We start from the raw sequence: 12,648 nt of genomic DNA on the forward strand, positions 1-12,648 counted from the left end.
CAGTCTGGCGGCTGAGGGGCCGCTCCCGCGCCCCTCGGGCATTGGCGTGCCGCTCGCAGGCCCGTCATAAGGAACGCACAGGTTCGCTGGTCAAGCTATCCCCGCTTGGAAGGAGCACCACCCATGACCGAGAGTCACGACGGTCCTCGTCAGCCGGAGGATCCCCGCACGCCGGAGGATCGCCGCCACGAGGCGAACCAGCCCATCTCCGGCGAGCACACCCCCGGACAGCCCACCTCCCCCGCGGGCACCGGAGCGCCGTCGTCGTCCACCGGGGCCACCGAGCCCCTCCCGTCCTACACGTCGAACTCCGCGGAGGGCAACCAGGCGCAGCCGGTCCCGCCGACCCCGCGCTACGGCCAGTTCGCGCCTCCGGCCGCGCACACGGTGCAGAGCACCGAGCAGCCGCCCGTCGGCGAGAACGGCTCCTTCGGCGGCGGCCAGCCCCCGCTCGGCTCGACCGCTGCGACCAAGCGCCGCGCCGGAGTCGGCGTCGTCGCGGCCCTCGCCATCGGCGCGGTCGTCGGCGGGGTCGCCGGCGCCGGCGTCTTCGGCCTCTGGTCCGCGTCCAACGGAGCCGGCACCCGCGTGGTGTCCTCCAGCGGCTCGCAGACCATCACGGTGAACAACGCCGAGGACGCGACCACCGCGACCGCCGTCGCCGCCAAGGCCACCCCGAGCGTCGTGACGATCGCCGTCGCCGGCAGCTCCTCGTCGGGCACCGGATCGGGCATCGTCCTCTCGAAGGACGGCTACGTCCTCACCAACACCCACGTCGTCACCCTCGACGGCCAGATCTCGGACGGCGCGGTCTCCGTCACCACGTCGGACGGCCGCATCTTCACCGCGACGATCGTCGGCACCGACCCGACGCTGGATCTCGCCGTGATCAAGCTGGCGGACGCGACCGACCTGGTCCCGATCACCTTCGCGGACTCCTCCGAGGTCAACGTCGGCGACACCGCCGTCGCGATCGGCGCTCCGCTCGGCCTCTCCGGCACCGTCACCGACGGCATCGTGAGCGCGCTGAACCGGAGCATCCAGGTCGCCTCCTCGGCCGCCCCCGACGACTCGGGCGACAGCTCGAGCGGCGGCACCGAGAGCCCGTTCAACTTCGACATCCCCGGGCAGACCCAGCAGACGCCCGCGACGAGCACCATCTCGCTGCCCGTCATCCAGACCGATGCGGCGATCAACCCCGGCAACTCGGGCGGCGCGCTGCTCGACAGCGACGGCGAGCTGATCGGCGTCAACGTGGCGATCGCGAGCGCCGGTCAGTCCTCGGGGTCGAGCGGGCAGTCGGGCAACATCGGCGTCGGCTTCGCCGTCCCCAGCGCGGTCGCCGAGCGCGTCGCGAAGGAGATCATCGCGAACGGCTCCGCCACGCACGGCCTCCTCGGCGCGAGCGTCTCGGACTCCACCGAGGACGTCCTCGGCGCGAGGATCCAGGAGGTGACCAGCGGCGGTGCCGCGCAGGCCGCCGGTCTCGCCGCGGGCGACATCGTCACCGGAGTGGCCGGGACGCCGATCACGAGCGCCTCCGACCTCACCGCCCAGGTGCGCGCGCAGGCCGCGGGCGCGGACGTCCAGCTGACCTATGTGCGCGGCGGCAAGACCTTCGAGCTCGACGTCACGCTGGGCACGATGGCCACCAGCTGACCCTCTCCGCACCGAGCAGCCGCCCCCGGGGATCCGTCCCCGGGGGCGGCTGCTCGTCCGCGGGGCGGCGCGCGGGCCGCTGGTAGTGTGGGGCGCCCGCGTCCGGTCAGGACGCTCGGCCCCGCCTCACGAACTGGACCCATGCAGCCCGAGATCCCGACGGACGACCTCCCCGATCTGCCCGGCGTCTCCTACGTGATGCCCGTGCTCAACGAGGTCACCCACGTGCGGGCGGCGGTCGACTCGCTGCTCGCTCAGGACTACGCCGGCCCGTTCGACGTCGTCCTCGCGCTGGCGCCCAGCATCGACGGCACCGAGCGGCTCGTCGCCGAGCTCAGCGCCGCCGACGAGCGGATCCGCGTCGTCGCCAACTCCGTCGGCTCGACTCCCGCCGGGCTGAACGCGGCGATCCGCGCGTCGCAGCACCCCGTCGTCGTCCGCGTCGACGCCCACTCCGTCCTCCCGCACGACTACGCGCGGATCGCCGTCGAGGCGCTGCAGCGCTCGGGCGCCGCGAACGTCGGGGGAGTGATGGCGGCCGAGGGGCTCACCCCGTTCCAGCGCGCCGTCGCCCGCGCCTACGGCTCGCGGATCGGCCTCGGCGGCACCCCGCACCACGTCGGTGGCGAGGAGGGTCCGGCCGACACCGTGTACCTCGGCGTCTTCCGACGCTCCGCCCTCGAGCGCGCCGGGCTCTTCGACGAGCGGTTCAAGCGCGGGCAGGACTGGGAGCTCAACCGCCGGCTGCGCGAGGCGGGCGGACTCGTCTGGTTCACGCCGCGGCTCACCGTCACCTACCGCCCCCGGCCGTCGATGCGGGCGCTGCTGCGGCAGTTCCTCTCCACCGGGATGTGGCGGGGCGAGCTGACCCGGCTGTTCCCGGCGTCGCGCTCCCTCCGCTACTTCGCACCCCCCGTCCTCGTGGCGCTGCTCGCCCTGGGCCTGCTCGCCGGCGTCGCCGGAGCGGTGCAGGCGCTGCTCGGCGCCGCGCCGTGGCTGCTGCTCGGGCTCGTCGTCCCGGTCGGCTACCTGCTGCTCGTCGCGGCCGCGACGCTCGCCGTCGCCCGCGCCGACGGGCCGCGCGCGATGCTGTGGTTCCTCGTCGTGATCCCCTCGATCCACGTCGCCTGGGGCACCGGCTTCGTGCTCGGCTTCGCGGGCCTCACCAGCAACATCGCGGCGCACCGCCACCAGGGGACGGCCGACACTGCCGCCGACACCGCGAGGGACGCATGACCAGCACCGCCAGACCGCGATCGATCGCCGAGCTCCGCGCGGTCGCCCAGCCGCCGGAGGTCCGCGGACGCCGCAACGCGGAGCACTGGACCGCCTCGCTCTACCTGCGCCGCTTCTCGCCGTACCTGACCATGCTGCTGCTGCGCACCTCGATCTCGGCCAACGGCGTGACCGGGCTGATGATCCTGGTCGGCTGGAGCGCCGCCGCCGCGCTGCTGATCCCCGGGATCCCCGGCGCCGCCCTCGCGCTGATCCTCGGGCAGCTGCAGATGCTCGTCGACTGCTGCGACGGCGAGGTCGCGCGCTGGCGCCGGACCTCGTCGCCGGCGGGCGTCTTCCTCGACAAGGTCGGCCACTACACGACCGAGTCGCTGATCCCGATCGCCCTCGGTCTGCGCGCCGCCGGCCTCCCGTTCGACGCCCCCGAGGACTTCCTGTGGACGACGATCGGCCTCGCTCTGGCGCTGGTGATCGTGCTGAACAAGGCGCTCAACGACATGGTGCACGTCGCGCGGGCGAACGCCGGGCTGACCAGGCTCGCCGACACGAAGGGGGAGGCGACGCCGTCCTCCTCGTCCCTCGCGCGCCTGCGCCGCGCCGCGCGGTTCCTGCCGTTCCACCGGCTGTACCACTCGGTCGAGCTGACCATGCTGGCCTTCTCCGCGAGCCTGGTCGGGCTGGTCGTCGGCGCCGGAACGGCCGACCGGGTGTTGGTGTCGGCGCTGCTGCCGCTCGCGCTCCTCGCGCTCGTCGGCCACTTCGTCGCGATCATGGCCTCCAAGCGTGTCCGGTCCTGAGCGGGTGACCGGCGCGGTGCCGCGCGTCGGCGTCGTCGTGCTCACCCAGGGCACGCGCCCCGACGACTTGGCGGCCGGGCTCGCGAGCGTCCTCGCGCAGGAGGGGGTCGAACTCGACGTCGTCTGCGTCGGCAACGGCTGGGCGCCCGAGGACCTGCCGGACGGCGTCCGCGCGCTCGCCCTGCCGGAGAACCTCGGCATCCCGGCCGGCCGCAACGCCGGCGTGCCGGTCGTCGCGGGCGACTACCTGTTCTTCCTCGACGACGACGCGCGCGTGCCGTCGCCGAGCTTCCTCCGCGACGCGGTCGCGCTGCTCGCCTCGCCGCGCCGGATCGGCATGGTGCAACCGCGGGTCGACAGCGTCGACGGCACTCCCGCGCCCCGCCGCTGGACCCCGCGCATCCTCAAGGGCGACCCGCGCCGCTCCGGACCGGTATTCTCGGTCTGGGAGGGCGCGGTCGTGCTGCGGCGCGACGTCTTCGAGCAGACCGGCGGCTGGGCGGCTCCCTTCTTCTACGCGCACGAGGGCATCGAGCTGGCCTGGCGGGTCTGGGACACCGGGCGCAGCACCTGGTACGCGGGCGAGCTCGTCGCTCAGCACCCGGTGATCCAGCAGACCCGGCACGCCGACTACTACCGGCTGAACGCCCGCAACCGGGTGTGGCTCGCCCGGCGCTCGCTGCCGGCTCCGCTCGCGCTCGCCTACGTCGGCTCGTGGACCGCGATCCAGTGCCTGCGCTGGCGGAACGACCGCCGGGCGCTGCGGGCCTGGTTCGCCGGCTGGCGCGAGGGCTGGACCGCCGACCCCGGGGAGCGCCGCATTGTGGCAGGCCGGACGCTGCTGCGCATGACGGTCGCCGGGCGTCCCCCGATCGTCTAGCATCGGGGAATCCGCCCCCCGCCGGGCGGACGCCCCTCGGAAGGACGACGGTGTTCGATTCGACGCAGCCCCCCTCGACAGCTCTGCCCGGTGCAGTGCTGGACGAGCCGGTGCCCACCCCCGACGACCTGATCACGGCCGTGCGCTCCCGCGTGGACACCGTCGGCGGAGCAGTCGCCGATCCGGAGTTCCAGGCGCGGCTCGACGCGCGCCTCCCGCGCCTGGTCGACCTGCTCGCCGCGGTCTACGCGCGCCGCGACGACCTCGTCGAGCAGATCGTCGCCCTGGTCGAGCTCGCCGCGACCTCCTGGCAGGAGCGCCCGGAGGACCTGCGCGCGCTCGACCGCGCCCGCGGGCAGCACCCGGACTGGTTCCTCTCCAACAAGGCCCTCGGCGGCGTCTGCTACGTCGACCGCTTCGCCGGCGACCTCGCGGGGCTGCGCGCCGAGATCCCGTACTTCCGCCAGATCGGGCTGAACTACCTGCACCTGATGCCGGTCTTCGATGCTCCGGAGGGGGAGTCGGACGGCGGCTACGCGGTGTCCAGCTACCGCCGCGTGCGCCCGGACCTCGGCGACATGGACGATCTGCGCCTGCTCGCGGGCGAGCTGCGCGAGCACGGCATCGCGCTGGTCGTCGACTTCGTCTTCAACCACACCTCGAACGAGCACGAGTGGGCGCGGAAGGCGCTCGCGGGCGAGCAGCGCTACGAGGACTACTACTGGATCTTCCCGGATCGCGAGCAGCCCGACGCGTTCGAGGGCACCACCCGCGAGATCTTCCCGGACGACCACCCCGGCTCCTTCGTGCCGCTCGAGGACGGGCGCTGGGTGTGGGCGACGTTCCACCGCTACCAGTGGGACCTCAACTACTCGAACCCCGAGGTCTTCCGCGCGATGGCCGGCGAGATGCTCTTCCTCGCCAATCAGGGCGTCGACGCGCTGCGGATGGACGCGGTCGCCTTCATCTGGAAGGAGCTCGGCACCACCTGCGAGTCGCAGCCCGAGGCGCACCTGCTGCTGCGCGCGTTCAACGAGGTCTGCCGGCTCGCCGCGCCGTCGCTGCTGTTCAAGTCCGAGGCGATCGTGCACCCCGACGAGGTGATCGAGTACATCGACCTCGAGGAGTGCCAGCTCTCCTACAACCCGCTGCAGATGGCCCTGACCTGGGAGGCGCTCGCGACGCGCGACGTCCGGCTGCTCGCCCAGGCCCTCGAGCGGCGCCACGCGCTGCCGGCCGGCACGGCGTGGGTCAACTACGTCCGCGGGCACGACGACATCGGCTGGACCTTCGCCGACGAGGACGCGGCCGAGTTCGGCATCGACGCGGCCGGGCACCGGCGCTTCCTCAACGACTTCTACACCGACCGCTTCGAGGGGACCTTCGCCCGGGGCGTGCCGTTCCAGGAGAACCCGCGGACGGGCGACCGGCGCGTGTCCGGCACGACCGCCTCGCTCGCGGGAGTCGAGGCGGGCGACCCGTACGGAATCGACCGGGTGCTGCTCGCCCACTCGATCGCGCTCAGCACCGGCGGGCTGCCGCTGCTCTACCTCGGCGACGAGGTCGGCCAGCTGAACGACCACGGCTACCTGGACGATCCGAGTACCGCGGGGGACTCCCGCTGGGTGAACCGGCCCCGCCGGCCCGCTGCCCGCTACGCCGAGCGCGAGACCCCGGGTGCCGACGCCGCCGAGATCTTCGGCGGGCTGCTGCACCTGATCGCGGTCCGCAAGCGGACCGACCTGTTCGCGGGGAACGCCCTCACGGTCTTCGACGCGGTGAACGACCACGTGCTCGGATACCAGCGCCCGGGCGACGGCGAGGCGGTGCTCGTCCTCGCGAACGTCTCGGACGAGGCGCAGGAGATCGCTCCGGAGCGCTTCGGCGGCTTCGCGCCGGCGGCGCTCGACCTGGTCACCGAGATCGCCGTCGACCTGCGCGAGGGCTTCCGCCTCGCGCCCCTGCAGTTCGTCTGGCTCCGGGTGACCCCGGCGCCCTGAGTGCCGGAGGACACCGATCCCTGCTGGCCGAGCAGCCTCGCAAGGGCCCACCACATGCTGGTCGCCGCTCCGACTGCTCGATCGGCAGGCAGAACCCGGGCTTGTAGCCTGGACCGATGACACCCGCACCCCGCGACGTCCTCGCCCGTTTGCTCCGGGACGCGACGCTGGCGCGCGGGGTGGCCCGCGACCTGCTCACCGCCCGGCGGGCTCGCCGCGACGTCGCCCGCGCGATCGCCGAGCGCGCGCCGCTGACGCCCGGCGTCTTCGAGATCGGCGTCTACTTCGCCGACGGCGACATCAACCTCTACCAGCTGCGCCAGTGGTACGCGCCGCTGCAGGAGCTCGCGAAGACCCACCCGGTCGTGATCCTCTCCCGGAACGCGACCGCCACCCGCGCGCTGCTGCGCGAGAGCCCCGTGCCGGTCGCGCACGTGCGCTCCGTCGCCGACCTCGAGACCGCCATCGACGAGCAGCCGCTGCGGATCGTGCTCTACGTCAACCAGAACGCGCGCAACTTCCAGATGATGCGCTACGGGCGCCGCTGGCACGTCTTCGTCAACCACGGCGAGAGCGACAAGATGTACATGACGACGAACCAGTTCAAGGCCTACGACTACAGCTTCATCGCCGGGGACGCCGCGCTCGCCCGCCTGCGCCGGGTGCTCTGGGACTTCGACTTCGACAAGCGGGCCCTCGCCATCGGCCGCCCGCAGGCCGACCACGTCTCCGGCCGCACGCCCTACCCCGCGGATGAGCGCCGGGTCGTGCTCTACGCCCCCACCTGGGAGGGCGACCGCCCGGCCGCGGGCTACGGCTCGATCCGCACCCACGGCGTCGCGCTCACCCGCGCCGTGCTCGCCGACCGCCGCTACCGCCTCGTCTACCGGCCGCACCCGCGCAGCGGCGCCGTCGACCCGGCCTACGGGGCGGCCGCCCGCGAGATCGTCGCCCTGATCGCGGCGGCGAACGCGGCTGATCCGTCCGCCCGGCACGTGCACGACACCTCCGCGGAGCTCGGCTGGCAGCTCACCGCCGACGTCGCGGTGCTCGACGTCTCGGCGATGGTCTACGACCGGCTGGCGACCGGCCGCCCGCTGCTGGTGACCCGGCCGATCAGCCCGGCGGCGGACGTCGACGAGTCCGGCTACCTCGGCGATGCGGAGTGGCTCCGCGCCGAGGACGCCGGCGGCGTCGTCGCGCGGCTGGAGAGCGTCGAGCACGACGACGCGGCCGTCGAGCGGCTGGAGCGCTGGGTCGCCCACTACTTCGGCGACACGAGCCCCGGAGCCGCGACCGCCCGCTTCCACGCCGCCGTCGAGCAGCTGCTCGCCGAGTGGGACCGGCACGCCGAGCTCCACCGCGACGATGTCGCCGTCGACGAGCGCGACCCCGAGCGCTGAGGGCCCGGCGAGCGCCCCGGCAGCGGCTCCTCGTCAAGCCTTCCGCCTCGGAACGGGCGGCCGTTCGCGCCCCGCTACGCTCGACGCATGATCACCCCGCGCGCCTTCGCCCGCTCCCGCCGGCGCCCCGCTGCGCCGGCCCAGCCCGCGGTGGAGCCCGACATCGTGGTGTCGAGCGACCCGGAGCGGCCGCAGTTCACCATCCGCTCGTTCCGGATCGGCCTCTTCGGCGGTCTCGGCGTGCTCGTCGCACTCGTGGTCGGCGGACTCGTCGTCTCGCTCGGCACCGTGCTCACCTACGTCTTCGTCGCGCTGTTCTTCGCGCTCGGTCTCGACCCGCTCGTCTCCTGGCTGGAGAGCAAGAGGATCCCGCGCGCTCTGGCGATCACGATCGTGCTGGCCTCGGTGCTGCTGATCTTCGCCGGGCTGCTGCTGTACATCATCCCGATCCTGATCGAGCAGCTCACCATCTTCGTGACCAGCGCTCCCCGGATCGTCTCCGACATCGCCTCGCAGCCGTGGGTGCTCGACCTCGAGCGGCAGCTCAGCGGTGTCGTCGACGTCGACTCGCTCATCGGCAACGTGCAGAGCTTCATCGGCAACCCCAACAACCTGCTCTCGCTCGGCGGCGGCATCCTCGCGGTCGGCAGCGGCATCGCCAGCGGCGTGACCGGCGCGATCATCGTGCTCATCCTCACCCTCTACTTCCTCGCGTCGCTGCGCTCGATGAAGTCGGTCGCCTACCGCTTCGCCCCGGCCTCCCACCGCCCGAAGGCGCGCGAGGTCGGCGAGGAGATCACCGGCGCGGTGGGCCGCTACGTCGTGGGCCAGGTGTCGCTCGCGGCGGTCAACGGCGTGCTGACCTTCATCCTGCTGCTGATCATCGGCGGTCCGGTGCCGGCGCTGCTGGCCTGCGTCGCCTTCCTCGGCTCGCTGATCCCGCTCGTCGGAACCATCTCGGGCGCCGTGATCATCTCGCTCGCCTGCCTGCTCGCCTCGCCGGTGACGGCCCTCGTCGCGGCGATCTACTACCTCGTCTACATGCAGGTCGAGGCGTACGTCCTCAGCCCGCGGATCATGAACCGCGCGGTGTCCGTGCCGGGTGCGGTCGTCGTGATCGCGGCCGTCGCGGGCGGGACGCTCGCGGGGGTGCTGGGGGCGCTCGTGGCGATCCCGGTGGCGGCGTCGGTGATCATCGTGGTGCAGAAGGTCGTGTTCCCGAGGCAGGACACGAAGTAGGGTCCACTTCGGCGCGTCGCTGCGCGACGGCGCGGGTGCGGTACCTCGTCGCGGCTCCTTCCCGCGCGCCTGCGGCGCGCCCGCCAGGCCCGAGCCAGGAGCCGCGACGAGGCACCGCACCCGCGCCTCGTGCCCGGCGGAGGGCCTCAGCGGCAGCATGCTGGTCGAGCAGCCCCGCAGGGGCGTATCGAGATCCTCTGTCCTCAGCAGGGCGGGTCTGGAGGCTGGTCTTCCGACGCTGGTGGATCTCGATACGCCCGCTGCGCGGGCTGCTCGATCAGCATGACGGCGCCGTAGGCGTGCTGGTCGAGTGGCCTCGCAGGGGCGCATCCATGCTGGTCGAGTAGCCCCGGAGGGGCGTGTCGAGACCCGTCGTCCTCAGTGGGGCGGGCCAGCAGGCTCGTCCTCTCCTGCAGGTGCGGCCTCAGCGGAAGGGCGGCAGCGTGCCGTCGACCGTGCCGGTGAAGGCGATCGCGGAGGCGGGGAGATCGGGCGCGGAGCCGGGGGCCGGGACCGGCGGCAGGGTGCGCGTGACCAGGGGGACGGTGCCGGCCCAGACGCCGGGGGTCTGGTCGGCGTCGTCGGAGGGGCCGGCGGCGCGGATCTTGAGGCTGGCCTCGGCGAGGGGAAGGCGGAGGACGAGGGTCGCGGCGATCTCGCGGGCGGTGCTGGGCCGGGTCTCGGCGGGGCGGCCGGGGAGGAAGCGCTCGGTCAGCAGGTCGAGGGCGCGGGCCTTGCCGGGGCCCTCGACGGCCTCGGCGCGGCCGAGGATCATCGCGGAGCGGTAGTTCATCGAGCTGTCGAACGCGGAGCGGGCGACGACCAGGCCGTCGACCAGGGTCACGGCGACGGTGAGCAGCGAGCCGCGGGCGGCCTCGCGCAGGAGGCCGCCGCCGCTGGAGCCGTGCAGGAGCAGGTCCTCGCCGTCGCGGGCGAAGAGGATCGGCAGCACGATCGCGGCCCCGTCGCGGACGACGGCCACGTGCGCGATCAGGGCCTCGTCGAGCAGGGCGTCGAGGGCGTCGCGGTCGAGGACCTGGCGGTCGCGCAGGCGGGTGACGCGCGTGCGGTCGGTGGTGCTGAGAGTGTCCATGGCTCGAGGATCGCGGCCGGGCTGGATCTGCGAGGATGCCAGGGGAGCACGTGTCGAGTGGTCCAGAGCGGGGGAGTCCATGGCGTCCGGCGATCTCGAAGTGCCGCTTCTGCTGAGCGTGCCGGAGCGCGGCTCCGTCCGCTCGGGGCTGGCCGAGGCGCTGCGGGCGGCGGTGCTCGACGGGCGCTACGGGGCCGGGGAGGCGATCCCGTCCAGCCGGGTGCTCGCGCAGCAGCTGGGAGTCTCGCGCGGCTCTGTCGTCGCGGCGGTCGATCAGCTGGTCGGCGAGGGCTACCTCGTCGCGCACCCGCGCGCGGCGGTGACCGTCGCGGCCGACGGGGTGGTCGTGCCCCTTCGATCGCGGGTGGAACGAGCGGAGTCGGCGGTGGTGCCGGCGCCCGTGCGGCTCGACCTGCGGCCGGGGCGGCCGGACACGCGCGACCTCGACGGGCCCGAGTGGCGGGCCGCCTGGCGCCCGGCGCTCTCGGCTCCGCCCTCGGAGCTGCCGTCGGCGGCGGGGCACGCGGGGCTGCGGGCGCAGATCGCCGAGCAGCTGCGGCGCTCGCGCGGGATCGACGTGGAGGCGGAGGACGTCCTCGTGACGAGCGGGACCGCGGACGCCGTCGCCCTGCTGGTGCGGGCGGCCGCCGCGGCGCTCGGGCGCTCGGTGCGGGTCGCCGTCGAGGACCCGGGCTACCCGGCGGTGCGGCGGCGGCTGAGTGCCGAGGGGCACGAGGTCGTCGGGGTGCCGGTCGACGCCGACGGGATCGATCTGGATGCGCTCGCGACGAGCGGCGCCGATGTCGTGATCGTCACTCCGTCGCACCAGTACCCGACCGGAGGACGCCTGGCGCTCGCCGCCCGGCTGGAGCTGGTGCGCCGCGCGGCGACGGAGCGGCTCCTGGTGATAGAGGACGACTACGACAGCGAGTTCCGCTACGTCGGCGCACCGCTGCCGGCGCTCGCGTCGCTCGACGGCGGCGGGGGAGTGGCGCACGTCGGCTCGTTCTCGAAGACGGTGTCGCCGTGGCTGCGGGTGGCGTACCTGGCGCTGCCGCCCTCGTCGTGGCTGCACGCGGCGGTGCGGGGGGTCGACGCCGAGCGCGACGCCTCCGTCTCCGGTCCGACGCAGGAGGCGCTCGCCGCCTTCATGGCGGGCGGCGGCTTCCGGCGGCACCTGACCCGGTCGCGACGGCGCTACGCGCATCGGCGCGGGCTGGTCCGCGACTTCTCCGAGGGGATCGAGTGGGGCTCGGCCCGCGGGCTCGACGGCGGGCTGCACGTGGTGCTCGGGCTGCCCGCGCCGCTCTCGGCGGTGGCGGTCGTGGCGGCGCTCGCGGCGGAGGGGCTCCTCGTCGCACCGCTCGACGACTACGCGCTGGCCGACCGGGCGGAGGAGGAGGCGCTGGTGCTCGGCTACGGCAGCGCGAGCGATCTCGAGCTGACCACCGCGCTCAGCACGATCGACCGCACCGTCCGGGCGATGCTCGGCGGCGGTCCCGGCGTCCGTGGTATCCCTGGAGGATGACCGCCGACTCCGCCCTGCACATCACCGACGACGCCGACGCCGACGCGCTGCTCACCCGCGACCCGCTCGCCCTGCTGATCGGGATGCTGCTCGATCAGCAGGTCGCGATGGAGACGGCGTTCTCGGGGCCGCTGAAGCTCGAGCAGCGCCTGGCCGAGGAGGGGTCGTCCTTCGATGCGGCCGCGATCGCGGACTTCGACGAGGACCGCTTCTCCGAGCTGTCGCGCACGCCCCCGGCGATCCACCGCTATCCGGCCAACATGGCGGGCCGGGTGCAGACCCTCTGCCGCGCGATCGTCGACGACTGGGACGGCGACGCCTCGGCGATCTGGACCCGCGACGACCCCGACGGCCGCGAGGTGCTCGCGCGCCTCAAGGCGCTGCCGGGCTTCGGCGACCAGAAGGCCCGGATCTTCGTCGCCCTGCTCGGCAAGCGCCGCGGCTTCGAGGGCGCCGGCTGGCGCGAGGCCGCCGGCGCCTACGGCGAGGAGGACTCGTTTCGCTCGGTCGCCGACATCGTCTCGCCCGAGTCCCTCGCGAAGGTCCGCGCCACGAAGCAAGCGGCCAAGGCCGCCGCCAAGGCCAAGAAGTAAGGCTCCTCGCGCTGCTCGCGGCCCATGCTGGTCGAGTAGCCGCGCAGCGGCGTATCGAGACCGACGTCTGTTCGGTGGGTGGATCTCGATACGCGCCCCGCGGCCGCCACTCGATCAGCATGCTGCGTCTGCTGCGACGCCTGCAACTACTGCGGCTACGCCTGCTGCGGCGGCTGCAGCGCCTGCTGGACGGCCTGCTGAGCGAACCGCGGCCCTCCAT

General features: G+C 73.7%; 10 protein-coding genes. 9 read left to right on the forward strand and 1 reads right to left on the reverse strand.

All coding sequences use genetic code 11. The features are described 5' to 3' along the window. Positions 1-123: 123 nt before the first annotated feature. From HRK28_RS12730 to HRK28_RS12760, 7 genes are all read left to right on the forward strand, one after another. Positions 124-1,659 (forward strand): S1C family serine protease, encoded by a 1,536-nt coding sequence (locus HRK28_RS12730; RefSeq protein ID WP_160090390.1) that lies wholly within the window; start codon positions 124-126, stop codon positions 1,657-1,659. A 141-nt stretch (positions 1,660-1,800) separates the two neighbouring features. Next, positions 1,801-2,895 carry a glycosyltransferase family 2 protein gene (locus HRK28_RS12735; RefSeq protein ID WP_173251831.1) on the forward strand — a complete coding sequence of 365 codons (1,095 nt, stop codon included), beginning with the start codon at positions 1,801-1,803 and terminating at the stop codon, positions 2,893-2,895. Further along, the gene (locus HRK28_RS12740; RefSeq protein ID WP_173251832.1) at positions 2,892-3,692 is read left to right on the forward strand and encodes a CDP-alcohol phosphatidyltransferase family protein; all 801 of its coding nucleotides are present in this window, start codon (positions 2,892-2,894) and stop codon (positions 3,690-3,692) included. Before HRK28_RS12735 ends, HRK28_RS12740 begins: the two co-directional genes overlap by 4 nt. Positions 3,693-3,696: 4 nt before the next feature. Then, positions 3,697-4,572 carry a glycosyltransferase family 2 protein gene (locus HRK28_RS12745; RefSeq protein WP_160091401.1) on the forward strand — a complete coding sequence of 292 codons (876 nt, stop codon included), beginning with the start codon at positions 3,697-3,699 and terminating at the stop codon, positions 4,570-4,572. 140 nt (positions 4,573-4,712) lie between these two features. Further along, a complete protein-coding gene (locus HRK28_RS12750; protein WP_367948429.1) occupies positions 4,713-6,572 on the forward strand; it encodes an amylosucrase in 1,860 nt (619 codons plus the stop codon). A gap of 116 nt (positions 6,573-6,688) precedes the next feature. Further along, on the forward strand, positions 6,689-7,975 hold the full coding sequence (locus tag HRK28_RS12755; protein ID WP_254304748.1) for a hypothetical protein: 1,287 nt from the start codon (positions 6,689-6,691) through the stop codon (positions 7,973-7,975). An 87-nt stretch (positions 7,976-8,062) separates the two neighbouring features. Next, positions 8,063-9,214 (forward strand): AI-2E family transporter, encoded by a 1,152-nt coding sequence (locus HRK28_RS12760; RefSeq protein ID WP_160090387.1) that lies wholly within the window; start codon positions 8,063-8,065, stop codon positions 9,212-9,214. Positions 9,215-9,638: 424 nt separating this feature from the next. Here HRK28_RS12760 and HRK28_RS12765 read toward each other — a convergent pair whose 3' ends face one another. Continuing rightward, positions 9,639-10,307, reverse strand: a complete 669-nt coding sequence (locus HRK28_RS12765) for a pyridoxamine 5'-phosphate oxidase family protein (protein WP_173251834.1) — start codon at positions 10,305-10,307, stop codon at positions 9,639-9,641. 79 nt (positions 10,308-10,386) lie between these two features. Between HRK28_RS12765 and HRK28_RS12770 the strand changes: the two genes are divergently transcribed. Both HRK28_RS12770 and HRK28_RS12775 read left to right on the forward strand, forming a co-directional pair. Continuing rightward, a complete protein-coding gene (locus tag HRK28_RS12770; RefSeq protein ID WP_173251836.1) occupies positions 10,387-11,835 on the forward strand; it encodes a PLP-dependent aminotransferase family protein in 1,449 nt (482 codons plus the stop codon). Continuing rightward, a complete protein-coding gene (locus tag HRK28_RS12775; RefSeq protein ID WP_123447563.1) occupies positions 11,832-12,428 on the forward strand; it encodes an HhH-GPD-type base excision DNA repair protein in 597 nt (198 codons plus the stop codon). The genes HRK28_RS12770 and HRK28_RS12775 overlap by 4 nt, the downstream gene beginning before the upstream one ends. Positions 12,429-12,648: the final 220 nt, after the last annotated feature.

The sequence above is a fragment of the Rathayibacter sp. VKM Ac-2835 genome, from assembly GCF_013266705.1.
Taxonomy (GTDB): Bacteria; Actinomycetota; Actinomycetes; order Actinomycetales; family Microbacteriaceae; genus Rathayibacter.

Coding starts and splice junctions, on each gene's coding strand:
- HRK28_RS12775 (WP_123447563.1), top strand. CDS start 11,832: ATGACCGCCGACTCCGCCCTGCACATCACCGACGACGCCGACGCCGAC.
- HRK28_RS12740 (WP_173251832.1), top strand. CDS start 2,892: ATGACCAGCACCGCCAGACCGCGATCGATCGCCGAGCTCCGCGCGGTC.
- HRK28_RS12755 (WP_254304748.1), top strand. CDS start 6,689: ATGACACCCGCACCCCGCGACGTCCTCGCCCGTTTGCTCCGGGACGCG.
- HRK28_RS12760 (WP_160090387.1), top strand. CDS start 8,063: ATGATCACCCCGCGCGCCTTCGCCCGCTCCCGCCGGCGCCCCGCTGCG.
- HRK28_RS12765 (WP_173251834.1), bottom strand. CDS start 10,307: ATGGACACTCTCAGCACCACCGACCGCACGCGCGTCACCCGCCTGCGC.
- HRK28_RS12735 (WP_173251831.1), top strand. CDS start 1,801: ATGCAGCCCGAGATCCCGACGGACGACCTCCCCGATCTGCCCGGCGTC.
- HRK28_RS12770 (WP_173251836.1), top strand. CDS start 10,387: ATGGCGTCCGGCGATCTCGAAGTGCCGCTTCTGCTGAGCGTGCCGGAG.
- HRK28_RS12730 (WP_160090390.1), top strand. CDS start 124: ATGACCGAGAGTCACGACGGTCCTCGTCAGCCGGAGGATCCCCGCACG.